Genomic DNA, 19,009 nt, shown 5'->3' with positions numbered 1-19,009 from the left:
ACGGAGACACCACATGCCGAATCCCGATCCACGTCACGTCTCGATCCTGGCCACGGGCTCGTTCCTGCCCGGCGACCCGATCGACAATGCCACCCTGGAGCGCCTGTGCGGCGCCCTGCCCGCCGAGGTGCTCGACAATATCCAAGTACGCCAACGGCATTGGATGATCGATCCCGCCACCGGCAAGCACGGCACCGGCACCAACACCATGGCCGCCACCGCCGCACAACGCGCCCTCGCCCGCGCGGACATCGATCCGGCGGAGGTGGACCTGCTGGTGGTGTCCTCGGCCAGCCCCGAATACCAGCTGCCGGCGGTGGTCACCTACGTCCAGGAGCAATTGGGCCTGGCGCACTGCGCCTCCATCGAATTCCGGGCCGCCTGTACGGGTTTCGTGCAGGGACTGGACTACGCACGGCGCATGCTCGCGGACGGCACCTACCGCACCGCCGTGGTGATCGGCGCGGAGGCGATCTCCCCGCTGCTGGCCCCGATGTACCTGGGCATGGACCCGGAGTCGGTGCGTATGCGTGACCGGCTCGTCATCAACTCCTTCGGCGACGGGGCCGGGGCGGTCGTGCTGCGCGCCGGAGAACCGGGCAGCGCCGACCCGGACGGCGAATTCCAGTTCGCTACCGCCTGTTTGGGCGGTGACCGCAAGCCCGGCATGCAGATCGTGGGCGGCGGCACCCACGAGCCCGTGGCCGATCAGGCCAAACGCAAGCGCCTGGTGGAGATGAAGCTCGATGTCTCCGGGACCGCCACCTTCGGACCGAAGGTCTTCGTGGCGGGCATGCGCGACATGCTGACCCGCACCGGGCTCACGGTGGCCGAGATCGACGCCTGCGTGCTGCCCGAGGGCAATGCCGACTACTTCACCGCCGAATTCGATGCCGCCGGAGTCTCTCCCGAGGACCAGGCGGTGCTGGCCAAGAACATCGTGGAGAACCTCGCCACCGTCGGCGCGACCGGCTCGGCCGCCGTGCCGCTGGCCCTCGACGAGGGCTGGGTACAGGGCCGCGTCCGGCCGGGCGACCGGGTGCTGCTGCTGGCCGTCGAGGCCAGCCGCTACCTGTACGCCGGCCTGTCGCTGCGCTGGGAAGCGCCCGCGCCCGGTGAGGAGACCGCGAATGTCCACGCCTGAGCCGGTTTTCACCCCCGAGGACAATGCGCGCATCATCCGGCGCGTGTTCGACGAGTTCGTCAACGCGGGCGACTTCTCCGTGGTCGACGAGATCTACGCGCCGGACATGGTCGATCACCAGCCCCTGCCCGGCGCGCCGGAAGGCACCGAGGGCGTCAAGTACACCATCGCCGGTCTGCGCCAGGGCTTTCCGGACCTGCACGTCACCATCGAAGCGCTCAGCGCGCACGCCGACTATGTGGTCATCCACAACACCTGGCGCGGCACCTTCACCGGTGAGTTCCTGGGCATGGACCCCACCGGGGAACGGATCGAATTCCGCGGTGTCGTGGTGTGGCGGCTGTCGAACGGACTGATCGCCGAGCGTTGGGGCATCGGCGTCGAGTCCTCCATGCTGGAGGCGCTGGGCCTGGGCTGGCTGATGTCCGGCGCATTGGCCCGCAAGGGCCGGCGCCGCGGCGGCGGGACGGATCTCGCGGATCTGGCGGCGGCCGCCACCGCGCTGACCGCGACGGAACAGCCGTGACGGCCCGACCACTCACCGTCCTCATCTCCGGCGGCGGCATCGGCGGCCTGGCCGCCGCACTCGCCCTGCGGGAGCGCGGCATTCGCGTGCGGGTGTTCGAGCGGGCCACCGAACTGCGCGATGGCGGTGCCGGACTGCACATCTGGACCAATGGCACCATCGCACTGCAACGGCTGGGCGTACTCGACGAGGTGCTGGAAACCGCGCCGATCCAGCACATCACCCACTTCGGCACCTGGCGCGGTGACCTTTTCGGCGCGTGGCCGGTCGGCGACTTCGTCGACCGGTACGGCGCTCCGACCATCGCGGTCGAACGCTCGGTGCTGCATCGGGTGCTCAGCGCGGCGGTGTCGGCGTATCCGGCCGGCACCGAGATCCGCACGGGCGCCGGAGTTGCCGGCTTCGAGCAGGACGACGCGGGCGTCACCGTGGAACTGTCCGACGGTGAGCGGGTGCACGGCGACGTCCTCATCGGCGCGGACGGCATCAATGGCGCGGTGCGCCCCGGACTGGTCGGCGAGCGCCCGCCGCGCTACACCGGCTACATCGCCTGGCGCGGCAAAGCCGAACTGCGACACGAGAAGATCCCGCCGGGCACCTTCTACGCGCTGTTCGGTCCCGGTACCCGCTTCACCTTCTACGACGTCGCACCCGGTGTCGTGCACTGGATGAGCGTCGCCAACGGCGCACCCGGCGGCCGCGATACGGGCGACGTCCGGGCGATGCTGCTCGCGCGCCATCGCGGCTGGATGCCGCCGATCGCGGACATCCTGGAAGCCACCCCGCCGGAGGCCATCATCCGCAGCGATGTCCTGGATCGGCCGCCGGACCGGCGCTGGGGGTCCGGCCGGGTCAGCCTGCTCGGCGACGCCGCCCACCCGATCACCTTCAATATCGGCCAGGGCGCGTGCCAGGCGCTCGAGGACGCGCTGGTGCTCGCCGAGGAGTTGGATACCACCGATCCCGTGAACGCGTTGCGCCGCTATGAGAAACAGCGCCGCGCCCGCACGGCCGGTCTGCAGCAGGTCGCCCATCGCATCGGCCGGCTGGGCGCGCTGGAGAACCCCCTGCTCATTCGGCTGCGGGAACTCGGCATGCGCGCGGTGTGGCCGCGGCTGGTGTTCCGGATCGCCGAGCGCGACCAGATCGCCTACGCCACCCGCTGGCGCACGCCAGCGAAACCCCTGCCGGACAGAAGTTTTCAGACAGACGGAGCATGACATGAAGCAATCCCAAACGGAGAGCGACTTCTTCGGCGACTTCGCCGAATCCTGGTGGGACGACGATTCCGCCATGAAAGGGCTCACCTCCTTCCAGCGCCCGCGCTTCGAGTACTTCGACCGATTCGTGAAGGACTGGTCGGGCAAGAAGGTTCTCGACGTCGGCTGCGGCGGTGGCTTCACCACCGAGTTCCTCGCCGGGCGCGGGGCCGTGGTCAGTGGGATGGACCCGTCCGCCCGCCTGGTCGCCGCCGCCCGCGCGCACGCCGAGGCCACCGGCAAGGCCATCGAGTACGCGGTCGGGCGGGCCGAGAAGCTGCCGTACCCCGACGCCGCCTTCGACGTCGTCACCTGCGTGGACGTGCTCGAGCACGTCGACGACCCGGCGCTAGCGGTCCGTGAGATCGCCCGCGTGCTGCGCCCCGGCGGAATCTTCTGCTACGACACCATCAATCGCACGCTCATGGCCCGGATCGTCATGATCTGGATCCCCGAGCACCTCACCGGCATGGTGGCCCGCGGCACCCACCATCACCACCAGTTCATCAAGCCCGCGGAGCTGCGCCGCCACCTCGACGCGGCGGGCCTGACACCGCTGGCGAAGCAGCGCGGGCTGACCATTCTCGGCAAGCGGCGCGACGGCAACCTGCTCATGTTCACCACCCCGGACCTGTCCTCCACCTACATCGGCGCGGCGGTGCGATCGTGAAGGCGGTCTTCTACCGGCGCTACGGCGACGCGTCGGTCCTCGAATACGGCGAACTGCCGGTGCCCAAGATGGCACTCGACGGGGTGCTGCTCGACGTCAAGGCGGCCTCGGTCAACCCGATCGACTGGAAGGCGCGCGAGGGCTATCTGGATCCCTTCGCCGACACCGTGTTCCCCATCGTCCCCGGTGCCGACGTATCCGGGGTGGTACGCGAAATCGGCATCGGCGTCACCGAATTCGCCGTGGGCGACGAGGTCGTCGGCTGTGTCCGCGAGGACTATCTGAGCCGGGGCGCCTTCGCCGAGGTCATGCCGGCCCCGGTGCGAGCGCTCGCGCTCAAGCCGCCGAATCTGGGCTGGGCCGAGGCCGCCGCCATGCCGCTGGCCGCGCTCACCTCCTACCAGGCACTGGTACGGGTGCTGGATGTGCGACGCGGCGAGACGGTGCTGGTGCACGGCGCGGCGGGCGGCGTCGGCAGTGTCGCGGTGCAGCTGGCGGTGCACCTGGGCGCGCGCGTGATCGGCACGGCCAGCGACCGCAATCACGCCTTCCTGCGTGAACTGGGCGCGGAGCCGGTGAACTACGCTGTGGGACTGGCTGATTCGGTACGAGCGCTGGCGCCGGCCGGGGTCGATGTGCTGCTCGACGCGGTCGGCAAGCGCATTCAGCGCACGGTGCTGCCGCTGCTCGCGCCGCACGGCCGGTTCGCCTCGGTGGTCGATCCCAAGGCCCGTGAACTCGGCGGCGCGTACGTGTTCACCCGACCCGACACCGGGGATCTGCCGGTGGTGGCCGCACTCGCCGGCAAGGGCGTGTTCCGGGTGCCGGTCGGCGCGGTCTACCCGCTGCCCGATGCCGCGCAGGCGCACTTGCTCAGTCAGGGCGGGCATGCCCGCGGAAAGGTGGTGGTCGCCGTGGACGTGGCCGCCTGTGCGGAGGAAAGACCTTACGATGAACGGTAATTCGATGCTCGCCCGCCGCACCCAGGCGATGGTGCGGCAAGCGGCGTGGTCCCAGGCACTGGCCCGCATCGCCATCGGCACCGGCATGCTCACCGCGCCCGCGGCCGTCGCGAAGTCCTGGTCCGGTGAGTACGACGAGGACGCGTCCTCGCTGCCGACCCGCGCGTTCGGCACCCGGGACGTGGTGATCGGGCTCGGCACCCTCTGGTCGCTGCGGCGCGGACATCCGGTGCGGCACTGGTTCGTCCTGGGCGTCGCGCTCGAACTGGTGGATGCGACCGTGACGCTCAACAAGCGCGCCCGCCTCGGCCTCACCGGGCCTCCGGACACCTGGGAGTTGCTCACCGCGGCCGGATTAGCGGGCGGAATTATGGTGGCCGCGGCCTTGCGCGAGTAATACCTGACCAACTCCGCTTATATCGGATCACAGCCCGGACCGGGTGGGAACTGGACATCGTGACAATCACAGTTCGGTGAAACCTGTTGTGCCGCAAGGTGCAACATACTATCCACGACACCTTGCGACGATAACTACGCCGAGGATTCTTCCCATGAATTATTTCTTACTGTCCGCCATCGGAATTTCAATCATGACGACGGCTGTGGTCTACGGGACGGATTTTTTCTGCGCCCTGGTGCTGCGCACGGCGCTGGCTCGCATCGACGACCGCGCGCTGACCGCCGCCACCGGACGCATTCACGAGGTCGCCGACAAGCGCATGCCGATTCCCGGCGCCGTCGGCGTGGTCGCGGCGGTCGTGGCCACCGGGGCCGCCTTCCTGGACGGGAAGGCGGCCGCGGGCATTCTCGCGGCGGCGGCCGTGGTGGCCCTGGCCATCTGGCTCGGCATCTACGCGCGGGTCAGCGCGCCGGTCAACAAGGAACTCACCGCCGCGGTGCTGGCCGACCGGGTGCCGGTCGACGTCCGGGACCTGCAGCGCACCTGGGACGGCGTCATCGTGATCCGCGTGATCCTGCAGGGAATCGCCCTGGTCGCACTATTTCTCGCGGCGCTCTCGGTGTAATCGAGTGCGCCGCATCACAACCCGCGCGCGCAGTCGCGCGATACGGCGGGAAACGAAGGCGTGGCAATGATTCAGTTCAAACTCCTGGGGCCCGTGCAGCTGCACGTGCACGGCAAGATCGTGGACCTGGGTCCGCCCCGGCAGTGCAGCCTGATGGCCGCGCTGCTGGTGGATTCGGGCCGGCCGCTGTCGATCGACACCCTGATCGACCGGGTCTGGGGCGACTCCCCGCCGGCCGCCGCGCGCGATGCCGTCTACACCTACGTCGCCCGGCTGCGCGGTCTGCTCACCGAGGCCACCTCCGGCACCGGCGCGGACCCGGTCCAGGTGCACCGCGGCCCCGGCGGCTACATGCTCTCCACCCCGCCGGAATCGGTCGACCTGTGGCACTTCATGGATCTGGTCGACCGGGCCCGGGCCACCGACATCGACGATCCCGATCGGGTCGAGCGGCTGTCGGCGGGGTTGAACCTGTGGAACGGCAGTGCCATGACGGGTCTGGACAGCGAATGGGCCCGGCGGCTCAGCGAATCCCTGCACCGGCTCAAGCACGAGGTGACCGCGGACTGGGCCGACGCGGAGATCAGGCGCGGCAATCATTCGCTGGTCATCAACCGGCTGCACACCACGTTGCTCGAGGATCCGCTGGTGGAGGGGTTGCAGGAGCGGCTGATTCGCGCCTACTTCCTCAATGGCGAGACCGCGCAGGCGCTGCGGCAGTACGAGCTGGCGCGCCGGCTCATCGCCGACGAACTGGGCGCGGACCCGAGTCCGGGGATGCGGGATCTGCACAGCCGTATCCTGCGCGGCGACCTGCCCGAGCTGGACGCACCGGCCTACCCGCCGCTCACCGTCCGCGCCGAATCCGGTGGGCTCCGGCCGCACGGCCTGGCCGTCGCGCCCGATACGCTGCCGCTGGCTCCGCTCGGATTCAGCGGCCGGGACACCGAATTGGCGACGCTCACCGGCATGCTGACCGACGATCCCGCACCGCGGCCGGTGCTGGTGACCGGCGGCGCGGGGGTCGGCAAAACGGCGCTGGTCCTGCAGGCGGCGGACTGCCTGCGCGACCGCTTTCCCGAAGGACTGCTCTACGCCGACCTCGCCGAGGGGCCGTGCACCACCCCGGAGACGGTGCTCGGTCGGCTGCTCACGGCGCTGGGCATACCGGCCAACGCCATGCCGAAGTCCCTGGCCGAGCGGGTCAATCTGTACCGGGCGCGGCTGGCGCATCGGCGGGTGCTCGTCATTCTGGACAATGCCGCCACCGAATCCCAGGTCATCCCGCTGCTGCCCCCGGGCGGCGTCGGCACCGCCCTGATCACCAGCCGATTCGCCCTGGGGCTCACCACCGTTCGCACCTTCGTCCTGAACGAACTGTCCCGCACCCAGGGGCTGCAGATGCTGGTCGCCACCGTCGGGCGCGCCCGCGTGCTGCCCGAATGGGAGGACGCCGGAACGGTCGCCGACCACTGCTCCGGCATTCCGCTGGCCCTGCGCGCCGTCGCCTGCCGCATGACGACGCGGCCCCATTGGACCTTCGCCCACATGCTCGCCCGGATCAGCGATGAACAGCGCCGTCTCGAAGTGGTGTCGTATCAGGCGCTGGACATGCGCGCGAGTCTCGATCTCACCTTCGACCGGCTCGACCCCACCGCCGCCGGATTGTTCCGGGAGCTCGGTCGCCGGATACCGGCCGGAACCGAGTTCACCGCACCGGCATTGGCCGATCTGCGCGTCGATCAAGTGGAGGACGTCCTGGACCGTCTCGTCGACGCCTACCTGCTGTCCGAGGTCGGACGCGACGATGCCGACCGCACCCGCTACCGAATGCTCGACATCCACCGCATCTACGCCAAGACCCTCGGAGACTGATCATGTCGCGTTCCGTGCAACACACCACCCCCTACCCGTACCCGGACTCCCTGTTCCATCGTGTCCTCGGCTCCCGCGACTATTGGGAGCAGCGCATTCGCGAAATCGACGGGCCCGACGCGGAATTGGCCGCCTTCGATGCCGCGGGCGGCCTGGCGATGGTCACCGTGAACACCGTCATCCCGGCCTCGGCGCTGCCCGGGCCGGCCGCGACCTTCCGGCCCCACGGGGTGCGCTACCGCTACAGCGAGTCGTGGAACGAACCCGAGGACGGCGTGGCGCGGGGACGGATGCGGGGTCAGGTGGAAGGCATGACCATCTCGCTCACCGCCGATCTGGTGGTGCGCCGCACGGAGATCGGGTGCGAGTTCACCATGTCGGGCTCGATCGAGGCGCGAGTTCCCCTGATCGGCAGGCTGATCGAGGCCGATATGAGCAAGACCTTCGCGAGCACCGCCGCCGCCATCGACGAATTCACGATGAAGTGGCTGGAGAACGCGGAATGAACGACCCTGTGCTGATCACCGGGGCGACCTCGGGCCTCGGTCTGGAGACCGCGAAATGCCTGGCCGCCGAGGGTATTCCGCTGATCCTCGGCTGCCGCGACCCGCAGCGGGCCGAGGCGGCGGTTCAGCGGATCCGCGCGCACGCGCCCGATGCCGGGATCGAACTGGTCGAACTGGAGCTGGCCTCGCTCGACTCGGTCGACGCGGCCGTGGCGGAACTGCGCCGCCGGAAGAATCCGCGGCTGGGCGCGGTGGTGTGCAATGCCGGCCTGCAGATCGTGGACCGCGTGCGGACCTCAGAGGACGGCTATGAACTCACCTTCGCGGTCAATCACCTCGGGCATTTCGCGCTCGTCACCGGGTGCGCCGATCTACTCGCGCCGGGCGCGCGGGTCGTCGTGGTGTCCAGCGATGTGCATCAGGGGCCGCGCAAGTCCATGGGCTTCCCCGCGCCGCAATGGCGTCACCCCCGGGAGCTGGCCGACCCCGACGACCAGCGAGACTCCGGGGTGGACGGCCGAATCCGTTATGCCACCAGCAAACTCGCCAATGTCTACTTCACCCATGAGCTCGCGCGGCGTTGGCACGACCGGGGTATCACGGCCAATGCCTTCGATCCGGGGCTGATGCCGCAGACCGGGCTGTCGCGCGGCTACCCGACCGTGGCGCGCATCGGATTCCGTTTCCTCGCGCCGGTTCTCATCAGGGTCATGCCCATCGCCCGCACCGTCACCCGGTCGGCGGCGGACCTCGCCCGGCTGGTCACCGCACCCGAACTCGCCGGCACCACCGGTAAATACTTCACGGGGGCGGCGGAGGTGCCCAGCGCACCGGAGTCCTACGACGAGGAGCGAGCCACCGAACTCTGGCGGGTCTCCGAGGACCTGGTCCGGGCCGCGCGCCACGTGCCGCCCGCCGAACGGCGGTGAGCCCCATGCTGACTCGCATCGCGCTCTTCGCCCAGCGCCGCGCGCGGGCCGTGCTGGCGATGGCGGGGCTGGCCGCCGTGCTCTGCTACGCCGTCGGCTGGTCCGCGCCGATGCACCTGCAGTCCGGTGGCTTTCAAGCGCCCGACTCCGAATCCACCTGGGTGGACCAGTATCTCGAACAGCATTTCCCGGGGGCCGCACCGAACGTCGTGCTGCTGCTCACCGCGCTCGACGGCATCGACGGCCCGGCCGCCACCACGGTGGGACGGCAGCTCACCGATGAACTGCGCGCCGATTCGGATCTGCAAGGCGTGCAGTCGTATTGGAACGTCGCGACCGAGATGCGGCCGGCCTTGCGCAGCAAGGATCAGCACAGCGCCGTCATCGTGGCCTTCGCGCGCGGCGATGACACCGCCGCGCCCAAGGTGGCCGACGCCATCGCCGAGAAGTACAACGGCACCCGCGACGGGGTCGAGATCCGGGCGGGCGGTGAAGCGGTCGCGCTCGCCCAGATGAGCCGCCAGGTGACCCTCGATCTGGTGCTCATCGAGTCGATTGCCGTCCCGCTGGCCGGTATCGCCCTGGTGCTGGTGTTCGGCAGCCTGATCGCCTCGATGCTGCCGCTGCTGGTGGGTGTGGTGACCATCGGCGCGGCGCTGGCGGTCCTGCGCGGGCTGGCCGCCGTCGGGCATGTCTCCATCTTCGCGCTGAACATGACCACCGCGCTCGGGTTCGCGGTGGCGCTCGACTCCAGCCTGTTCATGGTGAGCCGGTTCCGGGAGGAGATCGCGGCGGGCGCGGACACCGCCGAGGCCGTGGTTCGCACGGTGCGCACGGCCGGGCGCACCGTGTTGTACTCCGGTCTGACCGTGGCCCTGTCGCTGTCCGCGCTGCTGGTGTTCCCGCTGTACTTCCTGCGCTCGTTCGCCTACGCGGGGCTGGCCGTGCTGGCGGCGGCGGTGTTCACCACGCTGCTGGTGCTCCCGGCGGCCCTGGCGCTCATGGGTTCCCGGGTCGACGCCTGGGATGTGCGGCGGTTCCTGCGCCGCCGGCTCGGACGTCCCGAACCCGTACCGGTTCCCGTCGAAGACGACCGCTGGTACCGCTTCGCCATGGGTGTGATGCGCCGTCCCGTGCTGTGGATCACCACCGTGGTGGCGGTCCTGCTGCTGCTCGGATCGCCGTTCCTCACCGTGCGTTTCGGCTGGGCCGACGATCGGGTGCTCGCCGCCGGCTCCAGCCGTGATGTCGGCGACGCCTCCCGGTCCGGCTTCTCCGAGAACCTGACCGCGGGCATCCTGGCGATCCTGCCCGATGATCACGGCGACACCGCGGCGGTCGGCGACTACGCGAAGACGCTGTCCCAGATTCCCGATGTCACGTCGGTGCTGTCCAGCGCCGGGGCCTACGCAGGCGGATTCCAGGTGGCCGGACCACAATCCGCACTCGCCGGGGACGCGGGCACGTATCTGCGGATCGGCACCCGCCTCGACCCCTATTCCACGGCGGCGACCACTCAACTCGACCGCCTGCGCGCGGTCCCCGCCCCGGGCCGGGTGCTCTTCGGCGGACCGGCCGCCCGCAATGCCGACTCGGTGTCCACCCTGGCCCGGCGAGTTCCCCTGGCGCTGAGCATTATCGCGGTGTCGATGTTCCTGGTGCTGCTGATGTTCACCCGCAGCGTGGTGCTGCCGATCAAGGCACTGGTGCTGACGGTGTTGTCGCTGGCGGCCACCTTCGGCGCGATGGTCTGGATCTTCCAGGACGGACACCTCTCGGGCGTACTGGGATTCACCTCGACCGGCTATCTGGTCCCGACCATGCCGATCCTGATGTTCTGCCTGGCCTTCGGCGTATCCATGGACTACGAGGTGTTCCTGCTGTCACGCATTCGCGAGGAGTATCTCGCCTCCGGCGCAACCGGTCGCGCCGTCGCCGTCGGAATCGCCCGCACCGCACGGATATTCACGGCCGCCGCGGCCCTGCTGGCCATCGCCTTCGTCGGCATGGTGTTCTCCGGAGTGTCCTTCGTCCAGCTCTTCGGTCTGGGACTCACCCTGGCCGTGCTGGTCGACGCGACGATCATCCGCACCATCCTGGTCCCGGCCCTCATGCAGACCATGCGCCGCCTCAACTGGTGGGCTCCCGGCCGACGGCATCGGGAACCGGCCACCGTCGGAGCGTAATACCCACAAAACGCGTGGGGCCTGGCGTTGTCGCCGGGCCCCACCCGGCGGGGAGGCTACCGGGCAGCAGGGACTGCGATTGTCGTCAGCGGTCACCACTCGGGATCAGCGTGGTAGATCTCGCGGTATTCCTTGGCGAAGGTAGGGCGGCCTAGCAGACGCCAGGCGAGCCGGGCGGGGAGCGGCAACTCGGCGAGGAGTTTCCGGCGATCGGTGTCGGAGACGCCCTGCAGGATGAAGCCGAGGAAGATCAACTGGCGGTCCTTGGGCAGGTGCTCGCGGCCACGTTCGCCGAGAGCCTGCCACTCGCGCGCGGTCATGACGTTCTCGACCACGGGCAGGACGTGCCGCTCCTCCTCGGTCATGTGCTCGCCGAGGGCATCGGAAAGCGCCCGTAGCGTGGCTGCGAGGCGATCCCGAACCGATGAGTCTGCGGCGGTGGCGAACTCGGCCCCCTCACGGTGGGCGCATTCGGTGAGTTCGGAGATCCGCTCGTGCTGTTCCTCCATACGCAGCACCAGCGCGGAATCGACGGGGGCGCGCTCGAGCAGGATCGGCCACAGGAGCTCATCCTCGCCGGTGTGGTGGTGGTGCAGGCCGGTGCCGAGTTCGTCGAGGAAGGCCATCAGGCGGCGGGCGCGCTCGACGTCTCCGGACGGCACCGCCGCGACCAGGCCGGGTAGAGCGCTGAAGTGCCTGCGGAAGGCGTTGTGCACGACGATCATGTCGTAGGTGTCGGGGCGGGCGGGTGCGATGCCGGTGGTGCTCATGCTGCGCTCCTGTTGTCGTCGGGTACCGAGGCGACTGTGCGGCCCGCGGCTTGCAGCCCACTAGCAAGACATTGCTCAGCCCACTTGCAAGACACTGCGTTCGAGCCCGTCCTAGACTTGGCCCGTCATGGTTCGGATTCGGGTACTGGGCGCGCTGACCGCGGCGGACGGGCGTGGCGAACTCGATCTCGGCGGCCCGCGGCAACGCGGCGTGCTGGCGCGTCTGCTGGTCGCGCGGGGTGAGGTGGTGCCGATCGATCGCCTGATCGATGACCTGTGGCGAGGTGAACCGCCGCCGCGGGCGCTCGGCGCCTTGCAGGCCTACGTCTCCAACCTGCGGCGGTTGCTGGAGCCGCAGCGGGCGCCGCGCACGCCCGCCACCGTTCTGATCAGCCGGACCCCGGGCTACGCGGTGCGTCTCGCCGCCGAGGACGTGGACGCGTGGCGCTTCGTCGCCGAACTGGAAGATGTCGGGCGGCAAGACAATCCGCGCGATCGACGGCAAACGCTGGAACGCGCGCTCGCTCGCTGGCAGGGTCCCGCGTACGCCGCCTTCGCGGCCGAGCCGTGGGCGACCGCGGAAGCGGCGCGGCTGGACGAATTGCGACTGGGCGCACGCGAGAAACTCGCGGCCGCCCTGCTCGAGCTGGGCGAGCCTGCGCTCGCCGCGGCCGAGGCCGAGGTGTTGAGCAGGGAACACCCGCTCCGTGAGGAGGCGTGGCGGCTGACAGCGCTGGCTCGATATCGGGCGGGCCGCCAGGCCGACGCGCTGAGCGCCCTGCGGCAGGCCCGCAGTGTTCTCGCGACCGAACTCGGCATCGATCCGGGTCCGGCTTTGACGCGGCTGGAGTCGGACATTCTCGCGCAACGAATCCCGCTGTGCGAGCCGGTGATTCCACTCCAGGAGCCACCTTCTGCGGCCATCGCGACCGGAAGCGCCCCACCGGCCGGACCGGGTCCCGAATTGTTCGGCCGCAGCGCGGAACTCGCCGCGCTGCGCGAAGCGGCCGCCGGTGCCGGCCCGCGGTCGGCGACCGTGGCGGGCGAAGCGGGCAGCGGGAAGTCGACTCTGCTGCGGCACTTCGACGCTGCCTCGCGCGCGTCGGGGCACCGGGTGGTGATCGGCCGCTGCCCGGAGGACGACGCCGCTCCGTCGGCTTGGCCATGGGTCGAGATCCTGCGTGCCCTGGCCCGTGAGCACGATCCCGGAGACTTCGCGCCCGCCCTGGCGCCGCTGCTCACCGATGGTGCCGGCGCACCGGACTCCGGCCACGCCCACGGCCGCTTCCTGCTGCATCGGGCGGTGTGCGGCTACCTCACCGCCGTCGCCGCCGACGCTCCGCTGGTGATCCTGCTCGATGACGTACACCGAGGTGACACCGAGACAGCGGCCCTGCTCACCGCGGTGGCGACCCAGGTGCCCGGGCTCGTCGTGATCGGCTACCGTCCGGACGAGGTACCGCCGGCGTTGGCCGACACGCTCGCCGCCCTGGCCACCTCCGTCCGCGCCCGGGTTCACCTGCGCGGCCTCGGCGTCGAAGACAGTGGTCGCCTGATCACCGCGCTGACCGGCAGCACACCGGCGTCCGCCGTGGTCGCGACCCTGCACGAGCGCACCGGTGGAAATCCGTTCTATCTCGTCGAGGTCGCACGCCTGCTGCAGAGCGAGGGCGAGCTGGTCGCCGCGGCGGAGGTTCCGGCGGGCGTGCGAGATGTGTTGCGCCGCAGGTTCTCCCGGCTTCCCGAGACCGGGGTGGCGCTGCTGCGCCTGGCCGCGGTGATCGGCCGGGAGTTCGATGTCGCGGTGCTGATGCACGCGGCCGAGGTATCCGAGGACGAGGTGCTGGACGCGGTGGAAGCCGGGGTGCTGGCCGGGCTTCTGGACGAACCCGCCAGCGGCCGAGCGCGTTTCACACACATGCTGGTGCGTCAGACGCTGCTCGGCGATCTGTCCCGGATCCGCCGCGACCGATGGCATCGGCGGGTCGCCGCCGCGCTCGAGGAGATCGATCCGGGCGATCTCGCGGCCCTGGCCCACCACTACGGCGAGTCGGTGAGCCCGGAGACGGCACGACGGGCCGCCGACTACGCCGTGGCGGCGGCCGAACAGGCCGAGCGGCGCTACGCCCACGACGTCGCCGCGGCCGGGTACGAACGCGCGGCCGCGGCGCTCGAGCGCCACGCGGGCGCCGATACCGTCGAGGAACGGGTCGCCATGCTGTGCCGGGCGGGTCGCAGCCATCTCGCCGGTGGAGCTGGGCTCGCCGCTCGAAGCGCTCGGCATCGGGCCGCGGCGCTGGCCGAGGAGGCCGGCCGGGCCGATCTGCTGGTACGGGCGTTCACCGCCTGGGAGACACCCACCCCGTGGATGAATCGGCAGTGGGGTGTGGTCGAACACCGGGTCGTCGGTTGGATAGAGGACGCGCTGCGTTTCCCCGGCCTCACTCCCGCCGACCGGTGCCGATTGCTGGTGACCCTGGTCGACGAGATCGGCGGCGAGGCAGGCGAACCCGCCGCGGTGGCCGCCGCTCAGGCGCACGCCCTGGCCCGCGAACTCGGTGACGACGCCCTGCTCGCTCCCGCGCTGCAAGCCATGGCCTCGCTCTACGACTCGCCGGACCGCGGCCCGCTCGCGGCCGAGCTGATCGAGGTCGGGCGCCGCACCGACCGCGGTGATTACCTGCTCCTCGGGCACACGGTCGCGCTCCAGGCCGCCGCGTCCACGGCCGATATCGCCACCGTCCGCGAGCATCTCGAGGCGGCCACCGTGCTGGCCGACCGTTACCAGTGGCGGCAGGCTCAGGTGGCGAACGCGATGGCACGCGGTCTGGTGGCCCTCGCGACCGGTGACCCCGACACGGCCGAGCAGCACTATCTGCGAGCCAACGAATTGCTCACCCGCGCGGGCATTCTCAACGCGGGCGGAATCCTGGGCATGGCGCTGTTCGTGGTGCGGCTGCACCAGGGCCGCGCCGGCGAACTGGTCGAGATGATCAGAGAGTTCGCCGACAGCGCCGTCCCCGCGAGCGTCGACGCCATGGTGGATTTTCTGGTGCTGGCCCTGCTCGCGGCCGGCGACCGGATGGAAGCGGCCCGGGTCCGGCGGCGGGCCCGGCCGATCCGCGACAATCTGTTCCGATCGCTGTTCCTCTCACTGCGCGGCATGGCGGTCGCGACGCTGGGCACGGCCGACGAGGCCGCCACGCTCTACCGCGATCTGCTCCCCTTCCGCGACCGGCTCGGTGGCGCGGACACCGGTTCCTACTCGGTCGGTCCGGTCGACACCGTCCTCGGTGACCTGGCGGCCCGGCACGGGGATGCCGGACTCGCCACCGAGCATTACCGGGCCGCGCTCCGCGTCGCCCTACGCTGTGGCAACACGACTTGGATAACGGCTGCGGCCGGACGCCTCGAGCACTGACGCTTCACTGGTCGCTCACAAGCCGGACCCGGACCATCACTTCCGACGATCCCGACCGACCGAGGAGTACCCCGTGCCACATACCCGCCGCTTCCGCGCGGCCACCGATCTGTACCTGAAGACCGTGACCACCGCGCACCGCAAACTGCTCGACCTCAGCGGCGGCCGCGCCGGCACCCGATTCAAGAAGATGCCCACCCTGGCTCTCACCACCACCGGACGGCGAACAAGGTTGCCGCGCACCGTGATTCTCACCGTTCCCGTCGTGGCGGACGACAGCTATCTGATCGTCGCTTCGCGGGGCGGAGACGACATCTCCCCGGACTGGTTCCACAACCTGTGCGCCGATCCCGCGGTCGAGGTGTCGTTCCAGCACGGCGTGAGGCAACCGATGACCGCCCGCGTGCTCACCCCGCAGGAACGCGACCGGCGGTGGCCAGAAGTCGTCGCGGCGTACCCGGGGTACCAGACCTACCAGAAGCGAACCGCCCGACAGATCCCCTTGGTCCTGCTCTCCCCACGCGAGTGAACGACGTCGCCGCAGGAGCCCGGCCCTGCGGACTGGCGCATCGCAAAGAAAAGCAACGAAGCCGCAGGTCGATGACCTGCGGCTTCGTTGTTCTGTGGAGCTAAGGGGACTCGAACCCCTGACCCCCACACTGCCAGTGTGGTGCGCTACCAGCTGCGCCATAGCCCCGTGTTCACTTCTCTGCCGGCGGGGCGTTGCCCTGCCTGCTTGAACGAAGTTACACGACCGGTGTCGAACAAACCAAATCGCCTGTACAGAGGCTGGCGGCAGCGATCTTCTCGATGTAGTCTCGAACGCATGTTCGATAGCCGAGAGGTGGAGGCGATGGGCGAGGAAGAGCTGATCGACGCGCTGCGGCGGGCACACGGGGCGGCGGCGTTCGCACAGGCGGCGGAAATCACAGCGGTGCGGGAGGTGTATCGCCGGCATCGGGCCGGGAATGCCGCGCCGGGGGCGGGCGGGGTGCGCGCCGGGGAGTTCGCCGCGGCGGAGATCGCCGTGGCGGTGCACGTATCGGAGGCGGTGGCGGCGGCCCTCATCGATATCGGGTTGGCGCTGGATTCCCTACCGCAGACCAAGCACGCCTTCGCGGCCGGGCGGATCGACCTGCCGCGAGTGCAGGTGATCGCGGACAGTCTGCGCGGCCTGCCGCACGAGGTGCGAGAAGTGCTGGAGCCCAAGCTGATCGAGGCGGCACTGCGCTCGGATCCGGCCCGATTACGCCAGACCGCCCAGCGCTGGGTCACCCGCCTGAACCCCGAGGGTGAGACCCGCCGCCGCGAGGAGCGCGAGCAGGATCGCGACGTCCGCATTCGCGCGGTCCAGGACGGCATGGCCGTATTCGACGGCCTGCTGCCCGCCGCCGGAGCCCAGGCGCTCGCCATGCGGCTACGCGAAATGAGCCTCCAGGTCTGCGAGGCCGATCCCCGCACCATGTCCCAGCGCCGCACCGACGCGCTGGTCGCGCTCGCCGACGGCTCCGGCCGCCTGCGCTGCGGCTGCGGCCGGGGACTCGACTGCCCCAAGGCCGATGCCCCCACCACACCCCGCCGCCCGCTCATCCAGGTCGGGGTCTCCGCCGAAACCCTGCTCGGCCTGCGCGACGATCCGGCCTTCCTCGCCGGCTACGGCCCCATCGACGGCGCCCTCGCCCGCACCCTTGCCGAACACGCACGTTTCCAGGTGATTCCTGAGTACTTCCCGAACGAGGCCGCCCAGGAGACGAACGCGACGGACGGAGCGGCCACCCAGCGCCCCGCGCCGGCCGACGCGCCGGGTCCTCGCACCTCGCGCAGGCCGGAGTCACGGACCATCCCGGTCCGGCCGGCTCCGTGGGAACGCGCCATGACCACTCTGGAGTCGAAACCCGTGGCGGTGCGCGCTTTTTCGAGCGCGCCACCCCGCGAGGTCCGCGCCGTCGATGGCCTGTGCCGCTTCCCCGGCTGCACCATGCCCGCGGCGGAGACCACGCTGGTCCAGTTCGAGCCGCACCCCTCCCGCGGCGCCACGGGCCCGAATCCCGCCTACCGCGCCGTCCTGTGCACCCATCACCATCGGCTGAAGTTACTGGCCGACAGGGGAAAACACCCCTGGCGCGTCTATCTCTCGGACACCGATCGCATGCGCTGGATCGACCCCAGTGGCGAGTCGCACGAAACCGTTCGCGAAGGTGCGCGCTACCTGTTCCCCCACACCGATATCGACGCACCCGCGAGGCCACACCCCCTGCGCGTCGTTCCCGACCCCCTCGAAACCGCAACGGCTGGAGCACCTTTCACCCAGGACCTGGCCTACCCGATGGAGTCCCACATCCTCATCCACCCCCAGCTGTCCCGCGCCACCCCGGACAACGACATCCCCGAAACCCCCACCCGCGCCGCATCGCGCTGACCCGCAAGATCCCTTCCCCCGACCAAGGAGCCGAGCCCCCAGCCCGGCTCCCTCCCCGGGGTGCGGCTCACTTCTCCGTTCCCCCGAGGGCCGCACCCCACCCATTCCGCCCGGCATGCGGTGATGCACGAGAACATCCGAATTCCTGTGCACCACCGCATGTTCTGGCCCACCACGGCATGCTGGTCGCATGAGCGACCACGAACCGAGCCCGGAAGCCGACCTGCGGGACCCACTGCTGCTGGAACAGCGGCGGCAGCTGCTGCGGGATCGGCTGCAGACCCTTCGCGCGGACCTGGCGGACCTGACCGCCGCCTACCGCGATCTCCCCGACTCCGGCCTGCTGCTCGATACGCCGGGCACCGGCGCCCTCACCACCCCGGCCTACTGCGTCGCCGGCGCCGCCGAGGTGTTCGACGAGGCCCTCATCGAACTCGATGCCGCCGAGGACGCGCTGGGCCGGGCAGCCACCTACACAGGTCGCCTGCGCCGGCCCGTCCTCGACGCCTGAAGCCTTACCGCCCAGCCTATTTCGCGGCGTCGAGGACCCAGTTCTTGTTGTTCACGTCGACCTTCTTGCCGTCGATGAAGACCGACGGGGTGGCGGCGCGATTGTTGAGGGCGTCGTTGAGGGCCTTCAGCGCGGCTTCGGCGTGGGCGCGGCCGGTGTCGGCGCGATCGCCGGAGGTGATGCACTTGGCGACATCGTCACCCGCGCCCGCCTCCTTGGCGATGGCGGCCAGTTCCTTGTTGTCGTGGTCGGAACCGCCCTCGGCGGGTTGCTTGGTGGTGAACAGCAGTGCGTGGAACTTCGAGTAGACCGGACCGTCACCGGCCTGGGCGACGCACTCGTTGGCGGCCACCGCGCGGGTGGAGTAGTCCTTGCTGCCCGATCGCGGGTCGAGGAAGTTCACCAGGCGGTACCGCACCGCGACCTTGCCGAGGTCGACCTGCTGGGCGATCTCCTGCCCGTAGATCTTCTCCAGCTGACCACACGCCGGGCACAGCGGATCCTCATAGATGTCAATGGTTTTCGCATTGGGCTTGCCCAGCACAATGGCTCCGTCGGAATCCAGCGCCACCGACACCGCAGGATCGTGCACCGGACCGTACCCGTCGTTGCGCACCTCGTCCCCGCCGCCGCGATTCCACAGGTAGAGGGCCGCCACGATCGCCACGACCACGACAACGGCCAGCCCGGCCAGCGCGTAGGTGGTCTTGCTCGAGACCGGCCGCGGTGTGTGCTTCGAAGTCGGTTTGCTCACCCGCAACACTCTGCCCGACGCCCCCACCCGAGCAACACCCACCCCGCCCCAC

Annotated in this window: 17 protein-coding genes and 1 tRNA gene; 15 read left to right on the top strand and 3 right to left on the bottom strand. The window is 70.1% G+C overall.

Features of this window, described 5'->3' with window-relative positions; translation table 11 throughout:
- Positions 1–13 precede the first annotated feature (13 nt).
- The 11 genes from ABZV44_RS25035 (at position 14) to ABZV44_RS24985 (ending at position 11,082) form a co-directional block, all read left to right on the top strand.
- A complete protein-coding gene (locus ABZV44_RS25035; protein WP_354840733.1) occupies positions 14–1,144 on the top strand; it encodes a 3-oxoacyl-[acyl-carrier-protein] synthase III C-terminal domain-containing protein in 1,131 nt (376 codons plus the stop codon).
- Complete coding sequence (locus tag ABZV44_RS25030) at positions 1,131–1,670, top strand: ester cyclase (protein WP_354840730.1); 540 nt, start codon at positions 1,131–1,133, stop codon at positions 1,668–1,670. Before ABZV44_RS25035 ends, ABZV44_RS25030 begins: the two co-directional genes overlap by 14 nt.
- A complete protein-coding gene (locus tag ABZV44_RS25025) occupies positions 1,667–2,890 on the top strand; it encodes an FAD-dependent monooxygenase (protein ID WP_354840727.1) in 1,224 nt (407 codons plus the stop codon). The genes ABZV44_RS25030 and ABZV44_RS25025 overlap by 4 nt, the downstream gene beginning before the upstream one ends.
- Position 2,891: 1 nt before the next feature.
- Positions 2,892–3,599 (top strand): bifunctional 2-polyprenyl-6-hydroxyphenol methylase/3-demethylubiquinol 3-O-methyltransferase UbiG, encoded by a 708-nt coding sequence (ubiG, locus tag ABZV44_RS25020; RefSeq protein ID WP_354840724.1) that lies wholly within the window; start codon positions 2,892–2,894, stop codon positions 3,597–3,599.
- Positions 3,596–4,561, top strand: a complete 966-nt coding sequence (locus ABZV44_RS25015) for an NADP-dependent oxidoreductase (RefSeq protein WP_354840722.1) — start codon at positions 3,596–3,598, stop codon at positions 4,559–4,561. Before ubiG ends, ABZV44_RS25015 begins: the two co-directional genes overlap by 4 nt.
- Positions 4,551–4,958, top strand: a complete 408-nt coding sequence (locus ABZV44_RS25010) for a hypothetical protein (RefSeq protein ID WP_354840720.1) — start codon at positions 4,551–4,553, stop codon at positions 4,956–4,958. The genes ABZV44_RS25015 and ABZV44_RS25010 overlap by 11 nt, the downstream gene beginning before the upstream one ends.
- 193 nt (positions 4,959–5,151) lie before the next feature.
- On the top strand, positions 5,152–5,586 hold the full coding sequence (locus ABZV44_RS25005; RefSeq protein ID WP_354840718.1) for a DUF1772 domain-containing protein: 435 nt from the start codon (positions 5,152–5,154) through the stop codon (positions 5,584–5,586).
- 66 nt (positions 5,587–5,652) lie between these two features.
- Positions 5,653–7,461 (top strand): BTAD domain-containing putative transcriptional regulator, encoded by a 1,809-nt coding sequence (locus ABZV44_RS25000; RefSeq protein ID WP_354840716.1) that lies wholly within the window; start codon positions 5,653–5,655, stop codon positions 7,459–7,461.
- A gap of 2 nt (positions 7,462–7,463) precedes the next feature.
- On the top strand, positions 7,464–7,967 hold the full coding sequence (locus ABZV44_RS24995) for a DUF2505 domain-containing protein (RefSeq protein ID WP_354840713.1): 504 nt from the start codon (positions 7,464–7,466) through the stop codon (positions 7,965–7,967).
- Positions 7,964–8,896, top strand: a complete 933-nt coding sequence (locus ABZV44_RS24990) for an SDR family NAD(P)-dependent oxidoreductase (RefSeq protein ID WP_354840710.1) — start codon at positions 7,964–7,966, stop codon at positions 8,894–8,896. Before ABZV44_RS24995 ends, ABZV44_RS24990 begins: the two co-directional genes overlap by 4 nt.
- Before the next feature lie 5 nt (positions 8,897–8,901).
- Positions 8,902–11,082 carry an MMPL family transporter gene (locus ABZV44_RS24985; protein WP_354840707.1) on the top strand — a complete coding sequence of 727 codons (2,181 nt, stop codon included), beginning with the start codon at positions 8,902–8,904 and terminating at the stop codon, positions 11,080–11,082.
- Positions 11,083–11,174: 92 nt separating this feature from the next.
- On the opposite strand, the gene ABZV44_RS24980 is transcribed toward ABZV44_RS24985, so the two are convergent.
- Positions 11,175–11,852 carry a hemerythrin domain-containing protein gene (locus tag ABZV44_RS24980; protein WP_354840705.1) on the bottom strand — a complete coding sequence of 226 codons (678 nt, stop codon included), beginning with the start codon at positions 11,850–11,852 and terminating at the stop codon, positions 11,175–11,177.
- Between the two features lie 127 nt (positions 11,853–11,979).
- On the opposite strand from ABZV44_RS24980, the gene ABZV44_RS24975 reads away from it, so the two are divergent.
- The gene (locus tag ABZV44_RS24975) at positions 11,980–15,273 is read left to right on the top strand and encodes a BTAD domain-containing putative transcriptional regulator (protein WP_354840702.1); all 3,294 of its coding nucleotides are present in this window, start codon (positions 11,980–11,982) and stop codon (positions 15,271–15,273) included.
- A 73-nt stretch (positions 15,274–15,346) separates the two neighbouring features.
- Positions 15,347–15,802, top strand: coding sequence for a nitroreductase/quinone reductase family protein (locus tag ABZV44_RS24970; protein ID WP_354840699.1), 456 nt, complete (start codon positions 15,347–15,349; stop codon positions 15,800–15,802).
- 95 nt (positions 15,803–15,897) lie between these two features.
- Here ABZV44_RS24970 and ABZV44_RS24965 read toward each other — a convergent pair.
- A tRNA-Ala gene (locus tag ABZV44_RS24965) sits at positions 15,898–15,970 on the bottom strand.
- A 129-nt stretch (positions 15,971–16,099) separates the two neighbouring features.
- Between ABZV44_RS24965 and ABZV44_RS24960 the strand changes: the two genes are divergently transcribed.
- Together ABZV44_RS24960 and ABZV44_RS24955 are read left to right on the top strand one after the other, a co-directional pair.
- Positions 16,100–17,692: a DUF222 domain-containing protein gene (locus ABZV44_RS24960; protein WP_354840696.1), complete on the top strand. Its 1,593-nt coding sequence runs from the start codon at positions 16,100–16,102 to the stop codon at positions 17,690–17,692.
- 190 nt (positions 17,693–17,882) lie between these two features.
- Positions 17,883–18,203 carry a hypothetical protein gene (locus tag ABZV44_RS24955; protein ID WP_354840693.1) on the top strand — a complete coding sequence of 107 codons (321 nt, stop codon included), beginning with the start codon at positions 17,883–17,885 and terminating at the stop codon, positions 18,201–18,203.
- A gap of 16 nt (positions 18,204–18,219) precedes the next feature.
- On the opposite strand, the gene ABZV44_RS24950 is transcribed toward ABZV44_RS24955, so the two are convergent.
- On the bottom strand, positions 18,220–18,957 hold the full coding sequence (locus tag ABZV44_RS24950; protein WP_354840690.1) for a thioredoxin domain-containing protein: 738 nt from the start codon (positions 18,955–18,957) through the stop codon (positions 18,220–18,222).
- Positions 18,958–19,009: the final 52 nt, after the last annotated feature.

The sequence above is a fragment of the Nocardia sp. NPDC004860 genome (assembly GCF_040609015.1).
In the GTDB taxonomy this organism is placed as follows: domain Bacteria; phylum Actinomycetota; class Actinomycetes; order Mycobacteriales; family Mycobacteriaceae; genus Nocardia.
Note: the sequence above shows the minus strand (reverse complement) of the source record. Positions and strands in the feature narration are given on the sequence as shown.